This window comes from Neisseria sp. CCUG12390 (assembly GCF_047837985.1).
Classification (GTDB): domain Bacteria; phylum Pseudomonadota; class Gammaproteobacteria; order Burkholderiales; family Neisseriaceae; genus Neisseria.
This window is the reverse complement of sequence record NZ_CP181244.1, coordinates 1,313,525-1,332,047: the sequence shown is the minus strand read 5'-3', so window position 1 is coordinate 1,332,047 and position 18,523 is coordinate 1,313,525. Positions and strand designations below refer to the sequence as shown.

The window sequence follows — 18,523 nt, the reverse complement described above, 5'->3', positions numbered from 1 at the left end:
AAGGCCGTCTGAAAGCTGCGCTTTAAACCGCCCTAACTGGATTATCGGTATGCGGTAATACCGTATTTGTTTTCAGACGGCCTTCTTTCTCTATGCTTCAGACGGCCTTGTCTGAAATGATGACCGTCGAGTTTATCCGCGTCGGCCCGGCTTGCCATAGCCGCCTTTGCCGCCGAATTCGGCAGCGGATTTTCGTTTACCTTTAAAATCACTGCCGCCTTTTTTAAAGCCTTCTGATTTTTTTGCACCCTCACTGCGTGCTTTGAAACCGTCTTCGCTGCGCGGTTTGCCGCCTTTACGGTCGCCGAATTTGCGGTCGCGGTCAGCATAGCCGCCTTTGCCGTTTCTGCCGCCGTAACCTTTTGATTTGCCGGCGGCAGGTTTGCGCTTACGGGTAGGCTCCATGCCTTCCACGGTAACTTCGTTCAGCTTGCGGCCGATGTATTTTTCGATTTTGTGGACTTTGACGTATTCGTTCACCTCAGCAAACGTCAGCGCAATGCCGGTACGGCCTGCGCGGCCGGTACGGCCGATGCGGTGGACATAGTCTTCGGCCTGCTTGGGCAAATCATAGTTGATGACGTGGGTAATGGTCGGCACGTCGATACCGCGCGCTGCCACGTCGGTTGCCACCAGAATTTTACAGCGGCCTTTGCGCAGATCCATTAATGTGCGGTTGCGCCAGCCTTGTGGCATGTCGCCGTGCAGACAGTTGGCCGCAAAACCTTTTTCATACAGTTCGTCGGCCAATACTTCGGTCATGGCTTTGGTTGAAGTGAAAATCACGCATTGGTCGATGTTCGCATCACGCAAAATGTGGTCAAGTAGGCGGTTTTTGTGGCGCATGTCGTCGCAATACAGCAATTGCTCTTCGATTTTGCCTTGGTCGTCTACGCGCTCTACCTCAATCACTTCCGGATTTTTGGTCAGTTTGCGTGCCAGTTTGCCGACCGCACCGTCCCATGTAGCGGAAAACAGCAGCGTTTGGCGGTCTTCCGGGGTGGCTTCAACGATGGTTTCAATGTCGTCGATGAAACCCATGTCGAGCATACGGTCGGCTTCATCGAGAATCAAGACTTCCAAGCGGTCGAAATCGACTTTGCCGCTGCCCATCAAGTCCATCAGGCGGCCGGGAGTGGCGACAATCAGGTCAACCGGTTTGCTCAAAGCGCGGGTTTGATAACCGAACGATGCGCCGCCGACGATGCTTACGGTGCGGAACCATTTCATATTTTGCGCGTAGGTCAGCGCGTTTTTTTCCACTTGCGCAGCCAGCTCGCGGGTCGGGGTCAATACCAGGGCGCGCGGGCCTTTGCCGTTTTTTTCGCTGCGGCGGGTCAGGCGTTGCAGGGTCGGCAGCAGAAACGCGGCGGTTTTGCCCGATCCGGTTTGCGCCGAAGCCATGATGTCGCGGCCTTCCAAAGCCACAGGCACGGATTGCGCCTGAATCGGGGTCGGCGATTCGTAGCCCGCGCTTTGCAGCGCAGACAAAATGTTTTTATCGAGGTTTAAATCGGCAAATTTAATAGACATGACTATCCTGGAGACAAAACAACAACTTCCGACTGGAAAATTCAGACGGCCTGAAGCAAAGGATAAGTAACGGAAATCAAGTTACAGGGTTGTCGCAAGCACTCGGGCTTGTAAGTTAACATCGGCGACAACCTGCAAATATGCGTGAAAGCAAAAAGATATAAGAAACGCGGCGGAAAGCCGGTTAATAGGTTTGAAGACGATGGCTTCATAAAATAAAGACGAACGGCGGATGATATAGATTCAGCCGCATCCGGTCAAGCACAAAAGCGTTAATTGGCGTAAAATGGCTGTTTTCTTCACAGGCCGTCTGAAAATGACCGACATCACGCCGTTTGCCAACCGCTTGGGCAAAAACATCAAACACCTGATGAAATGGGCCAAACGCAACCAGATCGAAGCATGGCGCATTTACGACCGCGACATTCCGCAGTTCCCTTTTGCCGTTGATGTTTACGGCGAGCACATCCACCTTCAGGAATACGATACCGGCTGGCTGATGCAGCCTGAAGAATACGAAGCATGGTTGGCCGAAGTATTGGAAGCGGTTGCTTTTGTGACCGGTTTTGCTCCCGAACAAATCCACCTTAAACGCCGCGAACGCCAAAAAGGTACGCAGCAATACGAAAAAACCGGCAAAACCGGAACCGATTTCGTCATTACCGAAAACGGCCGCCGCTTTTGGGTCAACCTCGACAAATATCTGGATACGGGCCTGTTTCTCGACCACCGCAACACGCGCAAGAAGGTCGGCGAAACCGCCTCGGGGAAACGCTTTTTAAACCTGTTTTCCTACACCGGCAGCTTTACCGTTTATGCCGCGACAGGCGGCGCAACCGCCAGCGAAACCGTTGATTTGTCGAATACTTACCTCGATTGGGCAAAACGCAATTTCGAGTTGAACGGCATCGATTCGAACGCACACAAAATCATACGCGCCGATGTGTTCCAATACTTGAAAACCGCTGCCGCCGAAAGCAAGAAATTCGACCTGATTGTGATGGATCCGCCGAGTTTTTCCAACAGCAAAAAAATGCTGGATATTCTCGACATCCAACGCGACCAAATGACGCTTATCGACGGCGCGATGAACCTGCTCGCTTCAGACGGCCTGATGTATTTTTCCAACAACCTGCGCAGCTTCGAGCTGGACGCGCAGGTCGGCGAAAAATATGCCGTCAAAGATGTAACCAAACAATCCGTCCCCGACGATTTCCGCAATAAAAAAATCCACCAATGTTGGGAAATCTGCCACAAATAACCCTTCAGACGGCCTAATTAAGTTGAGGCCGTCTGAAAACATTCTGTCTGTTAAGAAAGGTTGTTATGTCCGCACTCAAACTGCTTTCCCGCAACAAAATGTTCAACGGTCATCAAGAACGCTACCGCCACGCTTCGAGCGTTAACCGTTGCGACATGACTTTCAGCATCTACCTGCCGCCTCAAGCCCTGCAAGGCTACCGCGTGCCGGTTTTATATTGGCTTTCCGGTCTGACCTGCACCGATGAAAACTTCACCCAAAAATCCGGCGCGCAACGCTTTGCCGCCCAATGGGGCATCGCTTTGGTCATGCCCGATACTTCGCCGCGCGGGAACAATGTTGCCGATGACGAAGGCTACGACTTGGGCCAAGGCGCAGGATTTTATGTGAACGCCACGCAATCCCCGTGGGCGGAACATTACCGCATGTACGACTACATCGTCGGAGAACTGCCCGCTCTGATTGAAGCCCATTTCCCCGTGGTCGACAAGCGCAGCATTTTCGGCCACAGCATGGGCGGCCACGGCGCGCTGCAAATCGCCCTGAAAAATCCCGACCGCTACGCCGCCGTATCCGCCTTTGCGCCGATTGTGAACCCGAGCGAAACGCCGTGGGGACAAAAAGCCTTTGCCGCCTATTTGGGCGACGACCAAACCGCATGGCGAGCCTACGACAGCACCGCCCTCGTTCAGACGGCCTCAAAAAAGCTGCCTATTCTGATTGACCAAGGCGATGCCGACCAGTTTTACCCGAAAGAGCTGCAACCAGAAACGTTTGTCCATGCCGCGCGCGGCAACGGGTTTGATGTCCAATTCAAAAAACGCGCCGGCTACGACCACAGCTATTTCTTTATCGCCAGCTTTATCGACAGCCACATCGAATTTCATGCCGATGCGTTGGGCTTGTAAACTCTAAATCTGCGTATTATCAAAGGCCGTCTGAAAAGTATTTGACTACTTTTCAGACGGCCTTTCAGTTAAAACTACATCTCATTTACTCTATTATCATAAAAAATCTTAACGTGTCCGTAATCCGACATTTCAAACCCGTAAAGAAATTTCCAATAAAAATATTATCTTAATTATTTAAAAACCATACTGCTGCTTTACAGTTTACTTGACCTGTATCAACAACCGGCTATATAGCATTCGACAAAACTGCTTCTAAGAAATAAAGTTACATCACCATCACTCTTAATTGAAGGAAAATAAAATGCGTACCGAAAACAATGTCAACGGTAAAGTGATTTTATGGACTACCTTAGTGGGCGGCTTCATCAGTTCCTTAGTCAAATGGGGCTCCGAAGTCAACATGCCGCCGCGTATGCCGGGGGAAATTTCGCCGCCGGGCGCAAATATCGACGCATGGCTCGGCTGGCTGGGTTTCAACCAGCACTCTTTGGACTATATGTTCCAGGGCAACAGCATCTTGGGTGCGGTAACGCTTTACCATTGGCTTTTCAGTTTCGTATTCGCCTTCGTTTATGTGGTCGGTTCGATGTATTGGTCGAAAATGCGCGCATGGTACGGCGCATTGTACGGCATCATCATCACCGTCGTCATGCACGGCTTGCTGATTCCGATGTTCGGCTTCCGTTATCCAAAATACGCCGAAGGGTTGAACGGCTGGATGTGGAACTTGAACGCCGCCGAATTGTGGAGCGAATTTTTGGGTCATATTTATTGGTCGGTTTCGATTGAAGTCTGCATGATTGCGGTGTTGGCGCACTTCGGCCGTCCGATTTACGGCGTATGGTGGAAAGACTGATTTTCCGTCCGATTGTTTATGTTTAAAGGCCGTCTGAAAAGCCGACACAGCTTTTCAGACGGCCTTTTGCTATAATGGCGGCTCTATTTTTACGCTTGAAACACGGAATCCGCCATGTCCCGAATTGCCGCCCTGCCCGATCACCTCGTCAACCAAATCGCCGCCGGCGAAGTGGTCGAACGCCCTGCCAACGCGCTGAAAGAAATCGTGGAAAACAGCATCGACGCAGGCGCAACGGCGGTTGACGTGGAACTCGAAGGCGGCGGCATCCGCCTGATCCGCGTCACCGACAACGGCGCAGGCATCCACGCCGACGACATCGAACTGGCTCTGCACCGCCACGCCACCAGCAAAATCAGAACCTTAAGCGATTTGGAACACGTCGCCAGCATGGGTTTCCGCGGCGAAGGATTGGCCAGCATCGCCTCCGTGTCGCGTCTGACCCTGACCAGTCGCCAAGCCGACGGCGCACATGCCCATCAAGTCAAAGCGGAAGACGGCAAACTCAGCGCGCCTGCAGCGGCCGCCCACCCTGTCGGCACCACCGTCGAAGTCGCCGAACTTTTCTTCAACACCCCCGCGCGGCGCAAGTTTCTCAAATCGGAAAACACCGAATACGCCCATTGCGCCACCATGCTCGAACGCTTGGCTCTGGCGCATCCGCACATCGCCTTTTCGCTCAGCCGCGACGGCAAAACCGTGTTCCGCTATCCGAGCCAAAGCCTGAACGAACGCATTGCCGCCATCGTCGGCGACGATTTTCAGACGGCCTCCCTTGAAATCGACAGCGGCAACGGTGCCTTGCGTTTATACGGCGCGATTGCGAAACCCACTTTCGCCAAAGGTAAAACCGACAAACAATACTGCTTCGTCAACCACCGCTTTGTGAAAGACAAAGTCATCATGCACGCGGTGAAACAGGCCTACCGCGACGTATTGCACAACGCGCTGACACCGGCCTTCGTTCTGTTTCTCGACTTGCCGCCCGAAGCGGTCGATGTCAACGTCCACCCGACCAAAACCGAAATCCGCTTCCGCGACAGCCAGCAGGTTCACCAATTGGTGTTCCACACGCTCAACAAAGCCTTGGCCGCCACGCGTGCCGACCAGACCGAAAGCGTGAGCAACGCCGGCGGCATCCTGCACGACATGCTCGGCGTAGTAAGGCCGTCTGAAAACGGAAATCAGGCGGATACCATGCCGTCTGAAAATCCGTTTCAGCAGCAAACCGCGCCTTTTGACGGCGATTATGCCAAAATTCCCCGCCCCGATTTTTCAGACGGCCCCGACCGCAATTCAGGCAAAACCGCCCCCATGCCCTATCAAACAGCACGTTCGCCGCAGCAGCGTTCATTAAACCTGCGCGAAAGCCAAGCCGCGATGAACACCTACGCCGAACTGTTTAAAAAAACCGATCCCAACGACGACATCGAGTTGGCGCAATTCGAGCAGGCGCGGTTCGGCGGTGCGGTTTTGGACGCAAACTTATCGGATAAAAACACGCCCTATCCGTTTTCAGACGGCCTTGACAGCCGCCCCGAAACCCCGCCGCTGGGTTTCGCCATCGCCCAATTGCTCGGCATTTACATACTCGCCCAAGCCGAAGACAGCCTGTTGCTGGTCGATATGCACGCCGCCGCCGAGCGCGTGAATTACGAAAAAATGAAAAGCCAGCGCGACAGCTTGGGCAGCCTGCAAAGCCAGCGGCTGCTGATTCCCGTGACCTTTGCCGCCAGCCACGAAGAATGCGCCACCCTCGCCGACCATACCGAAACCTTGCAGGCATTCGGCTTGGATATGTCCGATATGGGCGGCAGCACCATCGCCGTGCGCGCCGTGCCGAATATGCTGGGCAAAGCCGACGTTGCCGCGCTCGCCAAAGACGTGTTGCACGAGTTGGCACACACCGGCGCAAGCCAAACCATAGAAGCACGCGAAAACCAACTCCTCGCCACCATGTCGTGCCACGGTTCCGTGCGCGCCGGCCGCCGGCTCACGCTCCCCGAAATGAACGCCCTGTTGCGCGATATGGAAAACACCCCGCGCAGCAACCAATGCAACCACGGCCGCCCGACTTGGGTGAAACTGACTTTGAAAGAATTGGACGCGCTGTTTTTGCGCGGGCAGTGAGGGAGTGAATTTGAATTGATTGCGGATTAAACAGTAAGGCCGTCTGAACGTTTCAGACGGCCTGAAACTGGTAGGGTGGGCACTTGTTGCCCACACCATGCTACACAATCGTAGGTACGGTTAGCTGCCCCAAGCAGCGTAACCGTACGAACCTATGTAAGGTGAGTAAAAGCCGTCTGAAAGTAGATTTCAGACGGCCTTGTGGTTTTTATGAAGTGTACAGACATGCGTACGGTTACGCTGCTTGGGGCAGCTAACCGTACCTACGAGCTGAATCTTAACGGTTTAGTTGGGTTTATCAACCCAACCTACAAAATGCTGAAAATCCAAACTTTTCAGACGCAGGTTGGGCCATGACGCAACATTTTCTGAATCTCAACGGTTTAATCGGATTTACCAATCCAACCTACAAGAATACTGCCCAATCAAAAAGCCGTCTGAAGATTCACGTTTCAGACGGCATTCCTTATTGTTCAAACCGATTTATTCCGCTTCGGCTATTTTCTTTCTGCGCGGCTTTCTGCGCCGTTTGCGTTTCGGTGCGTCGCCGTTTTCGCGGCGTTCCTGCTGTTGGCGTTGCTGTGCGGCCAGCGTCATTTGGCTGCGGGTTTCGTCGTCGGCGTGTTGGAAGCTTGTCCACCACTCCACTATATCGTTGTCCACTTCGCCGACTTGTCCGCGCAGAACGAGAAAATCGTAAGCGGCGCGAAAGCGCGGCTGGCTCAGCAATTTGTGCGGACGTGCACCGCGCATGTTTTCAAACTGCGGCTGAAGCTGCCAGATTTCGCGCATGGTGGCGGAAAAGCGTTGCGGTACGCCCCAGCCTTTTTCCACCGTATCGCGCAAAGTGCCGACAGCATCGTTCAAGGCCGGTGCGGATTTTTGGCCTTGCCGTCGGTATTCCTGCCAATAAGCGTTGAGTTGCGGCCACAAAACCGCGGCCAAGACGAAACCGACCGACACGGATTTGTCCGCACGCAGCCGCTCATCGGTATTTTTCAAGGCCAATGCGATGATGCGGTTTTCCGGTTTTTCGGCGGATTTAAGTGCCGTAAGGAGCGGATGAATGTCGTTGCTGACGGCCAAGCTGTTGAGTTTTTGAAGGCATTCGCGGGCATGGCCGGAAAACAGCAGCTTCATGATTTCGTCAAACAGTCTGGCTACCGGCTCGTTTTTCAGACGGCCTGCGTGTTCGGGAATCGGCGCGGCGGTGTGTTCTTCTACATCGAAACCGAGCTTGCCCGATAACCTGACCGCGCGCAGAATCCGCACGGGGTCTTCCTGATAGCGTTCGGCCGGATTGCCGATCATCACCAGTTTGCGGTCGGCAATGTCGCCCACACCGTGATGAAAATCGAGGATTTCCTCGCGAACCGGATCGTAATACAGCGCATTGCAGGTAAAATCGCGGCGCATGGCATCTTCTTCGATCGAGCCGTAGGTATTGTCTTTCATGATGCGGCCGTGTGCGTTTTGCACGGCTTTGCTGCCGCCGCGGAAAGTTGTCACCTCGATGGTTTCGGGGCCGACCATCACATGCACGATTTGGAAGCGGCGGCCGATAATGCGGCTGCGGCGGAAGATTTTGTGCACTTGCTCGGGCGTAGCGTCGGTGGCGACATCGAAATCTTTCGGCTCGACGCCCAGCAATAAATCGCGTACCGCGCCGCCGACGACATAAGCCTGAAAGCCTTCTTTATTCAACTGCTTCACCACTTTTTCGGCGGCAAAGCTCAACATATCCGCGCTGATGCGGTGTTCGCTGTACGGCAAAACCGTTTTTTGCACCGTTTTGCCCGACTTCGACGGCAAAACTTTGTGCAGCCATTTTTTCAACATAAATCAGATTCTTTTCAATCGGGGCCGTCTGAAACGCTGACGGTCGAAGCAACCTTTGCGCAATATTCTGCCGGCAAAATACTGGGCAAAGGTTTCAGACGGCCTTGGGTCATCAAACCGCAAAACAGCCGTTAAACGCTGTTTCGCAACAATAATCCGCCATTATACCCGAAACCCTGTTTTCCCCAACAAAATCGGCTATAATATCGGCCTTAACGCATTTTACGCGCCTTTGGAGCCACCGAAATGTACCATTACCAATCCGATGCCACCCGATTTTTAGACCAATTGGTCGAAGACAATCCCGAGCTGGAGCAAGAGCGTTTGGACAACCGCGGTTTATTGTGGGATGTCGAACTCAATGCCGAAGAGCAGGCCGGTTTTGAAGCGGCAAAAGTGGCGAAAAAGCCTTACACTTATTACCAAGACTGATTTTCAGACGGCATGACCACGCATACGCACAATATTGCGCCCGGATTGCAGGATTATCTCAATGCCGTCGGCGAAGCGGAGCATCCTGTTCTCGCCGCCTTGCGCAGCCGCACCGAAACACACCGTTTGGGGAAAATGGCGATTGCGCGCGAACAGGCCGCCCTGCTGACTTGGCTGGCGCGTTTGCTGAAGGTCGAAAACTATCTGGAAGTCGGCGTGTTCACCGGTTACAGCAGCACGGCAATGGCCTTGGCCATGCCCGAAACCGGCCGCATTACCGCCTGCGACATCAACGTTACTTTTACCGATATTGCACGCGAAACCTGGCAGGCCGCGGGTGTTTCACACAAAATCACCCTGCACCTGCAACCGGCCCTGCTGACATTGGACGATTTAATCGCCCAAGGCAAAAGCGGCAGCTACGATTTGGCGCTGATTGATGCCGACAAGCCGCCCACGCCGCAATATTTCGAGCGTTGCCTGAAATTGGTGCGCAGCGGCGGCGTGGTCGCCATCGATAATGTGCTGCTGAACGGGCGCGTGATGGCTGACGCGGCTGAAAACGCGCCGCCCAGCCTGCGGATTTTGCAGCGTTTCAACCAAAACCTTCCGCACGATGAACGCATCGTGCCGATTACCCTGCCGGTCGGAGACGGCTTAACCCTGTTATTAAAAAAATAAAAATGGCTACTTTCAAGCTCACCTTTACTGTTTTGGCCGCACTCGTTTTGAGTGCGTGCACCGCAATCCAACCTGCTTCTGATCAGGAAGGCGCATTTATTCTGCCGGACATTCCCGACGAGCCTCTGCCCTCGCGCGGTATTCCTTATCCGAAATTGGACCAGCAGACCCAAATCGACCAATTGGGCATTCAAGTTGCCCGTTTGGAGCGGGAAATGGACATGATGCAGACGCGCGTCGGACAGCTGGAGCGCGTCAACAAAATCCGCCCTGCCAAAAATACGGCACCTGCGCAGCGTTTGAACGATGCCAAGCTGAAAGCCGCTTACCTAAACAACGGCGGTTCGGCCGTAACCAATGCCGATGCGGTGACGCTGAATGAAACCCGCCTTTACAATCAGGCATTGAAGTTTTACCAGCGCGGCAATTACGTAGCGGCGGCAGCCGTCCTGCGCGGTGCTGACGGCGGCAACGGCAGCGAAGCTGCGCGCCGCAATATGTATTTGCTTCTGCAAACCCAGCAGCGTCTGAACAATTGCGAATCGGTCATCCAAATCGGCGGCCGCTATGCCAACCGTTTCCGCGGCAGTGCGCAGGCTCCCGACGCACTCTTCAGCATCGGCCAGTGCCAATACAATATGCAGCAGAAAGACATTGCACGCAGTACATGGCGCAAACTGATTCAGACTTATCCCGACAGCGACGCTGCCAAACGCGCCGCAGTCAGAATCAAGCAACGTTAAACTTTTTCAGACGGCCTTTTGCACCATGCAGGCCGTCTGAAACTTTTATTCATTCGAACGATTATTTTTTGGAGAAAATTCATGGTTCAAGTCGGTATCATTATGGGCAGTAACAGCGATTGGCCGGTGATGCAGCAGGCTGCGCAGTTTTTAAAAGATTTCGGTGTGGAATTTGAAGCGCGCGTCGTTTCGGCGCACCGCACGCCGGATTTGATGTTCGAATATGCCGAAACCGCCCGCGAACGCGGTATCAAAGCGATTATCGCCGGCGCAGGCGGCGCGGCGCATTTGCCGGGCATGGTGGCCGCCAAAACCACCGTACCGGTTTTGGGCGTACCCGTGCCGAGCAAATATTTGCGCGGCGAAGATTCTTTGCTGTCCATCGTACAAATGCCCAAGGGCGTGCCGGTGGCGACATTTGCCATCGGGGAGGCCGGTGCCGCCAATGCCGCGCTGTTTGCCGTTTCGATGCTGGCCAATGAAAATCCCGAATTGGCGCAAAAGCTGGCGGATTTCCGTGCCAAGCAGGAGCAAACCGTTTTGGAAATGACACTTGAAGATTGATTCTTCCGCCATGTATGTACGCAAAAGGCCGTCTGAAATCCGTTTTCAGACGGCCTTTATTATTTCCTGATAAGAAAAAGTGTTTCAATATTTTACCGATAGATTTAACCCATAATAAAACATATCATGCTTACCATTCACTTATCGAAAGGAAACACATGAAAACCGTTTACCATGCCGCCGAAACACGCGGACAAGTCCATCACGGCTGGCTGGAGAGCCGCCATACATTCAGTTTCGGAGAATATGACAACCCCGAACGCATGAATTTCGGCGCATTGCGCGTCATCAACGACGACCATGTTGCCGCCGGCATGGGCTTCGGCACGCATCCGCACCGTGACATAGAAATCATCTCGATTCCTTTGAGCGGCGATTTGGCACACCGCGACAGCATGGGCAACGGCAACATTATCCGTCATGGCGACATCCAAGTCATGTCGGCCGGAACAGGGATTACCCACAGCGAAATGAACCCCAATCCGGACAAAGACGTGAAATTTCTACAGATTTGGGTTTTCCCGCGCGAAAAAAACGTCGCGCCGCGTTACCAGCAAATCCGTATTGCAGATTCCGCCCAAGCCGACGATTTCCGACAGATTTTGTCCCCCTATCCCGACGACGAAGGCGTTTGGATACACCAAGACGCGTGGTTTTCACTAGCCAAATTTTCAGACGGCATCAGCAAAACCTACCGGCCGAAGCAGGCGGGTAACGGTGTATATGCCTTTGTGATTAAAGGCCGGGCGAAAATCGGCGGCATAGAATTAAACGAACGCGACGGGCTCGGCATTTGGGAAACCGACGGCTTTTCCGTCGAAGCTTTGGGCGATTGCGAAATTCTGCTGATGGAGGTACCGATGTCTTTCTAAAAAGATCAGAGTCATAACGTATGCCGAAATTCAAGCGGACTTGACCACTGCCGGAAAACGGCTGACTATGTCTGCATTCCCGTCCGGGCCGTCTGAAACACGCCAACCGAACCATGCGCATCTGTCTGGAAACACGCCTGCCCTGCGCCGCCGAAGCGGCCATCGCACACCTGAAAACGCCGAAGCTGCTGTTTTACGTAGCCGCTCCGCTGATTGCGTTTGCCCCGCACCGTCCCGCGGTGCTGCCCGAACAATGGCGGCCGGACAGCTACCTGCTGAAAATGAAACTGTTTGGCATCATCCCGCTGGGCAGCCAGACAGTCGCCATCTCCTACCCGCAGGCCGGCTGCTTCACGCTTCTCGACGACGGCCACAGCCCGCTCATCCGCCGCTGGCGTCACACGGTTACCGTAATCCCACAACAGAGCGGCTGCCTGTACCGCGACACCGTCGAAATAGATGCGGGCATCCTGACCTTTATCGTCGGCGCGTTCTCCTACATACTGTTCCGCCACCGTCAAAAACGCTGGCGCAGGCTGGTGCGCAATGGGTTTGACTACGGCAGGTAACGCAGCAACCGCCCCGCCGGTTGGCGGCATGGCTGTCAGAGATAGAGTCGTTTGAAATAGAAATAAGACACCGCCGTGTACACCGAGTACATCAGGGAGCCGGTTCGCATGTACTTTGTTTTCAGACGGCATCAATCATCGGGCGGATTACTCAAAAATCAATATGACATAGACCGACTTTGTATCGGCTGCCGACTACTTTTCGCATAAGAACAAAAAGGCCGTCTGAAAAACATTCCTGCTTTTCAGACGGCCTTTTTATGCACGTTCACAAACTTAAATCAGACCGCTGCCTTGCGCTTTCTGCTTGGCCTGACCGAATTCCAACTTGCTCAAAGCCGACAGATAGGCTTTGGCGGTAGCCACCAGAATATCGGTATCCGCCCCCTGCCCGTTGACCACGCGGTCGCCGCGTTGCAGCCGGACAGAAGTTTCGCCTTGGCTTTCCGTGCCCTGCGTTACCGCGTTCACCGAATAAATCTGCAAAGTCGCCTGGCTTTGCGCCACGCTTTCGATGGCTTTGAAAATCGCATCCACCGGTCCCGAGCCGTTGGCCGTCGCGCGGTGTTCGGTACCGTTGACGCTGAACACGATTTCGGCAGCCGGCAGTTCGCCGGTTTCGGTATGGATTTTTTGCGAGATGAATTTGTATTGCTCGGTTGCCAAAGCCATTTCGTCGGATACCAAGGCATGCAAATCCTCGTCGAAAATCTCGCGTTTTTTATCGGCCAGCTCTTTAAAGCGGGCGAAAGCGGCATTCAAGGCTTCTTCGCTGTCCAGTTCGATGCCCAATTCCTGCAATTTGGTTTTGAAGGCATTGCGGCCGGACAATTTGCCCAAGCTCAGGCGGTTGGTTGACCAGCCCACCGATTCGGCAGACATGATTTCGTAGGTTTCGCGGTGCTTCAACACGCCGTCTTGGTGGATGCCCGATTCGTGGGCAAACGCATTCGCGCCGACAATGGCTTTGTTCGGCTGGACAGGATAGCCGGTAACGGTGGAAACCAGTTTGGAAGACGGCACGATTTGGGTGGTGTCGATACCGGTTTCCAAGCCGAACAAATCGCTGCGCACTTTCAACGCCATCACGATTTCTTCGATTGAGGCATTGCCCGCGCGTTCGCCCAAGCCGTTGACGGTGCATTCGACCTGACGTGCGCCGCCTTTCAACGCGGCCAGCGAGTTGGCGACGGCCAAGCCCAAGTCGTTATGGCAGTGTGCCGACCAAACCACGCGTTCGCTACCCGGGGTTTTGGCAATCAGTTCGCGGAAAAACTCTTCGGTTTTGTAGGGAACCGAATAGCCGACGGTATCGGGAATATTGATGGTGGTCGCACCGGCCTCGATAACCGCGCCGCAGATTTCGGCCAAAAAGTCGATTTCGCTGCGCAATGCATCTTCGCATGAAAATTCCACGTCATCGGTGTATTCCTTGGCGATTTTGACCGCCTTAACCGCCGCTTCTACCACCTGCTTCGGCTTCATCTTCAGCTTGTATTCCATATGAATCGGACTGGTGGCAATGAAGGTATGGATACGTTTTTTCGGCGCGGGCGCAACGGCTTCGCCTGCTTTGCGGATGTCGTTCTCTATGGCGCGGGACAAAGAACAAACCGTTGATTTGGTGATGATTTTCGCAATGGAGTTGACCGCATCCCAATCGCCCGGGCTGGCAGCGGCAAAGCCGGCTTCAATCACGTCCACGCCCATTTTCTCCAGCTGGCGGGCAATGCGGATCTTTTCCTCTTTGGTCATCGCTGCGCCGGGCGACTGCTCGCCGTCGCGCAAAGTGGTGTCGAAAACGATTACGCGGTTTGTTTGTGTCATGTCATTCCTCTCCAGAGAATCTTGTTTTTGTAAAAAAGCGTTCAAATCCAAGCGTCGGCCCTGAGCCTCGGCCAAAGCGGTCAGTTTTTGCAGTTGCGCCAGCGGCAGCGAACCCCGCGTGCGCCATTTGTAGATGGCGGCCGTCGTCGCGGCGTTTTCAGGGTTGTGCTGCTTCAAAGCCTCGGCCAACGCATTCACACCGCCGAAATAAGCGACCAAGCGGTCGATGTCCAGTTGCATGATGTTCCTTGTCTAAAACTACATTACGGATTCTGATTTGTTTGGAAAGCATTATACGCAAATTAGACAAAACGGCAATTTATTTTTCAGAGAATTTTGAAATTTCTTAATAGGCAGTAAAAATATTTATACAAATTGTCTAAATTTATTTGATGGGAACGATAAAGGCCGTCTGAAAGATGCCGGTTTTACTTTCAGACGGCCTTAAACAAGAAAATAAAAAAACTGTTTAAACATCAAATCCATGCAGGAAAAACGGTGTGCCGTTATCCCATTTGACCAGATGGTCGCCTTTCCCGAGCAGATTTTCCGCGCCGGTTTCACTCAAAATCATTTCAGAAGAATCCTGTTTGGATATTTTATCTGCTTCATTATTTTCAGACGGCCTCGTTTTTTATCTTTGCCCCACGGTATAATCGGCTTTTCGATTATCTTTTCCTTCCGCATGTATCCGCTTATCCCTACTTCCCGTCAAACCGAGTCCGAATGGCGCAATCAAAGTACGCAGAAACCGCCGCACAAAGCCGTTTATATGCAGGATGCCAACGCCGATACGGTTTTAAAAGCCGCGTATGAACACACCGCTACGGTTTGGACAGGCGATTTTCATCAAGCCAAACAAGTGCTTGCTGCGATGAAAAAGCGTGTGCGCAAACCGGTAAAATCCAAGCAAACGCCTGCTGATGTTCAGACGGCCTTTCATACCCACCGTATGCGGCAGGCGCAGCAGAGCCGTGTGTTGAACATGCTGGCGGTAGAAATCGGCGTAGGCTTTGCGCTGGATATGCCGCGCGCGCCGGATGTTCGCGCCGCCCTGCTTGATGTGTACGGGGAAGACAACGCTTCGTCTTTCCTGCTGCCGCTCAATCAGTTGCTCGGATTTATCGGTGCGCATGAATGGCACAAAAAAGGCATTGAAATCGGGGCTTTGGACGGCAGAATCCATGTGCCGTTCGGCGTATTTTCGCCTTTGCGCGGCGAATATTTGGACTTGCTTGCCACCGCGCCTTTGGACAAACGTTTTCAGACGGTCTTCGACATCGGCACCGGTTCCGGCGTGATTGCCGCATTGCTGGCCAAACGCGGCGTGCCGCACATTACCGCTACCGATACCAATCCGCAAGCCGTTGCCTGCGCGGCGGCCAATTTTGCGCGCTTGGGCGTGGAGGGACGCATTACGCTTGCAGAAAAGGATTTGTTTCCCGAAGGGCGTGCCGACTTAATCGTCTGCAATCCGCCGTGGCTGCCGGCGAAACCGACTTCGCCCATCGAAACCGCGCTTTACGACCCCGGCCATGCCATGTTGAAAGCCTTTCTCGGCGGTGCCGCGGCGCATTTGAACGATGGTGGCGAAGCGTGGCTGATTATGTCGGATTTGGCCGAACACCTCGGTTTGCGTGCGAAAGACGAATTGGACAAAATGTTTCAGACGGCCTCGCTGAAAGTCATCGAAACGCTGCATATCAAACCGAAACACGGCAAGGCATTTGATGAAAGCGATCCGCTCGCGTTTGCCCGCAGCCAGGAAACTACCTCGCTCTACCGCTTGAAAGCGGTATAAACGACACCCATATAGAGGCCGTCTGAAAACGAATATCCGATTTTCAGACGGCCTCTGCCTTTTGTGATTGCAGGCCGAATTGCAAACCACTCCTTCCCCGAAAGCACCGCATGACCGACGTTCCCGCACCTTATGCGCAACATCTTGAAAACAGCCGCAGCTACCGCCTGAGCCGCCTGCTGAAACGCTATCTCGACGATTATTACCTTGACGGCTTCATCGGCCTGATTCCGGTCGCCGGCGATGTTTTCAGCCAAATGTTCAATTTGGTGTTCGTTTATATTTCCGTGTTCAAAATCCGTTCGGTTTCGTTAACCGTCGTCGTGATTTTCAACAGCCTGCTGGATTTGCTCGTCGGCCTGATTCCGCTCGTCGGCACGGTTTTGGATTTTTTCCACCGCTCCTACAAACGCAATTTCGAACTTTTGGAAGGCTTCAGCCGCAATGATGCAGAAGTCATCCATCGTGTGCGCCATCAGGCATTATTGGCCGCCGTCGGTATTGTACTGCTCACCGCCGCCTGCGTCTGGCTGCTGAAAAACCTGTTTATCCTGCTGGAACAGGGCTGGCAGATGTTTTTGAATTGGCTTTAAATCAAGCCGTCCGCTATCGCCATGCATTTATCCGACTTATAACCAAACACCATAAGATAAGCAAAATCCATTCTTTCCCATTTTTTCAGACGGCCTTTACCATGCCGACATCAAAAAATAACGGAAAGAACACGCCATGAGCCATTATCCGATTTTTGCCGATTTGCGCGGACGTGCCGTCTTGCTGGCCGGTGCGGGCAAAGTTGCCGAGCGCAAAGCGGAAAGCCTGCTGAAAGCCGGTGCCGTTGTCCGCGTGGTTGCGGAAAAGCTGAGTCCCGTTTTCCAAACTTGGCAAGGCGAAAATAAAATCACTTGGCTCGGCGGCGTATTTCACGATTTTTATCTGGACGATGTGTTTTTGGCCGTTGCCGCCACCGATGACCGCGGCTTCAACCAACGCGTGTTCCAAGCAGCCGAAGCACGCGGCAAATTCTGCAATACGGTCGATACGGCGGATTTGTGTTCGTTTATCGTTCCGGCCTTGATTGACCGCAGCCCGATTCAGATTGCCGTTTCCAGCGGCGGCACTTCGCCTGTTTTGGCACGGAAATGGCGGCAGATTATCGAAACGCTGCTGCCGCTGCACACGGGCAGAATGGCCGCCATCGCCGGAAAATGGCGCGGCCGCGTGAAAGAAAAAATCGATGGCACGGAAAACCGACGCCGCTTCTGGGAAAACCTGTTCGACAGCCGCTTCAATGCGCTGGCCGCACAGGGCAACCTGGAAGCCGCCGAAGCGGAATTGTCCGCCCAGCTCGACGGCTATCAACCGGGCAAAGGTGAAGCGGTGCTGGTCGGCGCAGGCCCGGGGGATGCCGGTCTGCTGACGATTCATGCTTTGCAGGCCGTTCAGGCGGCGGATATCGTGTTGTACGACGCATTGGTGTCGGACGAAATTTTGAACATGGTGCGCAAAGATGCGGAAAAAATCAGCGTCGGCAAACGCGCGGGCTGTCATCATGTGCAGCAGGAAGAAACCAACCGCCTGCTGGTAAGCTATGCGCAGCAAGGCTTGCGCGTGGTACGCTTGAAAGGCGGCGATCCGTTCGTATTCGGACGCGGTGGCGAAGAAGCGCAAGTGTTGCGCGAGGCAGGCGTACCTTACCGCATTGTGCCGGGCGTAACCGCCGCATTGGGCGCAACCGCCTATGCCGGCATTCCGCTGACCCACCGCGATTGCGCGCAAAGTGCGTTATTCGTAACCGGCCACAGCAAACACGACGGCGAACAGCCCGATTGGCGAACGCTGGCTTTGAGCAATCAGACATTGGCCATTTACATGGGTACTCTGCGTGCCTCGGTCATCGCCGAAAAACTCATCGAATACGGCCGCAGCGAAGACACGCCCGTCGCCGTGATTTCCAACGGCACATTGCCGAATCAGTCGGTGCAGACAGGCCGTCTGAAAGATTTGCCGCACATGGCCGAAAACGCACCGCGGCCTGCTTTGATGATTATCGGCGAAGTAGCCGCATTGCGTGATGAGTTGAAATGGTTTCAGGAAAACCATGCCTTATGACGACCTGCCTGCCTGATACGGTGTGCTTTTTTGATTCAGGAAAAAATATCAGGCCGAGACCTTGGCAAAACCCGAAAATATTCAAAAATCTCTAATCCGTCATTCCCGCGCAGGCGGGAATCCAGACTTGTCATCTTCTGGAATATTTAGGAATTACAGTGGGTTAATTTTCTGGATTCCCGCCTGCGCGGGAATGACGGGAATAGACTTTTGGTTTAAATTGAATTTTGCAAAGGTCTCAGGCCGTCTGAATATTTTAATTTTCAGACGGCCTTTACCAAACTCACTTAAAAACATATCAAACGCACCAATATCCAAAATTTCAGGCCGTCTGAAAACTGTTTGTTTTTCAGACGGCCTTTATGATGAAGATTCAAATACTTACGCCTGAA

Annotated in this window: 17 protein-coding genes; 14 read left to right on the top strand and 3 right to left on the bottom strand. The window is 53.5% G+C overall.

Annotation, left to right across the window (positions count from 1 at the left end; translation table 11 throughout):
- Nucleotides 1–132: 132 nt before the first annotated feature.
- Nucleotides 133–1,533 carry a DEAD/DEAH box helicase gene (locus ACM67E_RS06280; protein ID WP_416190615.1) on the bottom strand — a complete coding sequence of 467 codons (1,401 nt, stop codon included), beginning with the start codon at nucleotides 1,531–1,533 and terminating at the stop codon, nucleotides 133–135.
- A gap of 316 nt (nucleotides 1,534–1,849) precedes the next feature.
- Between ACM67E_RS06280 and ACM67E_RS06275 the strand changes: the two genes are divergently transcribed.
- From ACM67E_RS06275 to mutL, 4 genes are all read left to right on the top strand, one after another.
- Complete coding sequence (locus tag ACM67E_RS06275) at nucleotides 1,850–2,794, top strand: class I SAM-dependent methyltransferase (RefSeq protein WP_416192746.1); 945 nt, start codon at nucleotides 1,850–1,852, stop codon at nucleotides 2,792–2,794.
- A gap of 65 nt (nucleotides 2,795–2,859) precedes the next feature.
- A complete protein-coding gene (gene fghA / locus ACM67E_RS06270) occupies nucleotides 2,860–3,702 on the top strand; it encodes an S-formylglutathione hydrolase (RefSeq protein WP_416190614.1) in 843 nt (280 codons plus the stop codon).
- 304 nt (nucleotides 3,703–4,006) lie between these two features.
- A complete protein-coding gene (locus ACM67E_RS06265; RefSeq protein WP_416190613.1) occupies nucleotides 4,007–4,561 on the top strand; it encodes a YagU family protein in 555 nt (184 codons plus the stop codon).
- 114 nt (nucleotides 4,562–4,675) lie between these two features.
- A complete protein-coding gene (gene mutL / locus ACM67E_RS06260; RefSeq protein WP_416190612.1) occupies nucleotides 4,676–6,691 on the top strand; it encodes a DNA mismatch repair endonuclease MutL in 2,016 nt (671 codons plus the stop codon).
- A gap of 483 nt (nucleotides 6,692–7,174) precedes the next feature.
- Here mutL and ACM67E_RS06255 read toward each other — a convergent pair whose 3' ends face one another.
- On the bottom strand, nucleotides 7,175–8,530 hold the full coding sequence (locus tag ACM67E_RS06255) for a polynucleotide adenylyltransferase PcnB (RefSeq protein ID WP_416190611.1): 1,356 nt from the start codon (nucleotides 8,528–8,530) through the stop codon (nucleotides 7,175–7,177).
- A 246-nt stretch (nucleotides 8,531–8,776) separates the two neighbouring features.
- Here ACM67E_RS06255 and ACM67E_RS06250 point away from each other — a divergent pair, with 246 nt between their 5' ends.
- The 6 genes from ACM67E_RS06250 to ACM67E_RS06225 all read left to right on the top strand — a co-directional run bounded on the left by ACM67E_RS06250 (nucleotide 8,777) and on the right by ACM67E_RS06225 (nucleotide 12,391).
- Nucleotides 8,777–8,962 carry a DUF3460 family protein gene (locus tag ACM67E_RS06250; protein ID WP_416190610.1) on the top strand — a complete coding sequence of 62 codons (186 nt, stop codon included), beginning with the start codon at nucleotides 8,777–8,779 and terminating at the stop codon, nucleotides 8,960–8,962.
- 12 nt (nucleotides 8,963–8,974) lie between these two features.
- On the top strand, nucleotides 8,975–9,643 hold the full coding sequence (locus ACM67E_RS06245; RefSeq protein ID WP_416190609.1) for a class I SAM-dependent methyltransferase: 669 nt from the start codon (nucleotides 8,975–8,977) through the stop codon (nucleotides 9,641–9,643).
- Nucleotides 9,644–9,645: 2 nt separating this feature from the next.
- On the top strand, nucleotides 9,646–10,386 hold the full coding sequence (locus tag ACM67E_RS06240; protein WP_416190608.1) for a tetratricopeptide repeat protein: 741 nt from the start codon (nucleotides 9,646–9,648) through the stop codon (nucleotides 10,384–10,386).
- An 81-nt stretch (nucleotides 10,387–10,467) separates the two neighbouring features.
- On the top strand, nucleotides 10,468–10,950 hold the full coding sequence (gene purE / locus ACM67E_RS06235; RefSeq protein WP_416190607.1) for a 5-(carboxyamino)imidazole ribonucleotide mutase: 483 nt from the start codon (nucleotides 10,468–10,470) through the stop codon (nucleotides 10,948–10,950).
- 158 nt (nucleotides 10,951–11,108) lie between these two features.
- Nucleotides 11,109–11,822, top strand: coding sequence for a pirin family protein (locus ACM67E_RS06230; RefSeq protein ID WP_416190606.1), 714 nt, complete (start codon nucleotides 11,109–11,111; stop codon nucleotides 11,820–11,822).
- Between the two features lie 113 nt (nucleotides 11,823–11,935).
- The gene (locus ACM67E_RS06225; protein WP_416190605.1) at nucleotides 11,936–12,391 is read left to right on the top strand and encodes a hypothetical protein; all 456 of its coding nucleotides are present in this window, start codon (nucleotides 11,936–11,938) and stop codon (nucleotides 12,389–12,391) included.
- A 276-nt stretch (nucleotides 12,392–12,667) separates the two neighbouring features.
- Here ACM67E_RS06225 and ACM67E_RS06220 read toward each other — a convergent pair whose 3' ends face one another.
- Entirely contained in the window at nucleotides 12,668–14,458 is a 1,791-nt protein-coding gene (locus ACM67E_RS06220; RefSeq protein ID WP_416190604.1) for a 2-isopropylmalate synthase, read from the bottom strand.
- A gap of 445 nt (nucleotides 14,459–14,903) precedes the next feature.
- On the opposite strand from ACM67E_RS06220, the gene ACM67E_RS06215 reads away from it, so the two are divergent.
- The 4 genes from ACM67E_RS06215 (at nucleotide 14,904) to ACM67E_RS06200 (ending at nucleotide 18,522) form a co-directional block, all read left to right on the top strand.
- Nucleotides 14,904–16,019, top strand: a complete 1,116-nt coding sequence (locus ACM67E_RS06215; protein WP_416192745.1) for a methyltransferase — start codon at nucleotides 14,904–14,906, stop codon at nucleotides 16,017–16,019.
- A gap of 110 nt (nucleotides 16,020–16,129) precedes the next feature.
- Complete coding sequence (locus tag ACM67E_RS06210) at nucleotides 16,130–16,612, top strand: DUF4112 domain-containing protein (RefSeq protein ID WP_416190603.1); 483 nt, start codon at nucleotides 16,130–16,132, stop codon at nucleotides 16,610–16,612.
- 136 nt (nucleotides 16,613–16,748) lie between these two features.
- Nucleotides 16,749–18,131, top strand: coding sequence for a siroheme synthase CysG (gene cysG / locus ACM67E_RS06205; RefSeq protein WP_416190602.1), 1,383 nt, complete (start codon nucleotides 16,749–16,751; stop codon nucleotides 18,129–18,131).
- Nucleotides 18,132–18,192: 61 nt separating this feature from the next.
- Entirely contained in the window at nucleotides 18,193–18,522 is a 330-nt protein-coding gene (locus tag ACM67E_RS06200; RefSeq protein WP_416190601.1) for a hypothetical protein, read from the top strand.
- Nucleotide 18,523: the final 1 nt, after the last annotated feature.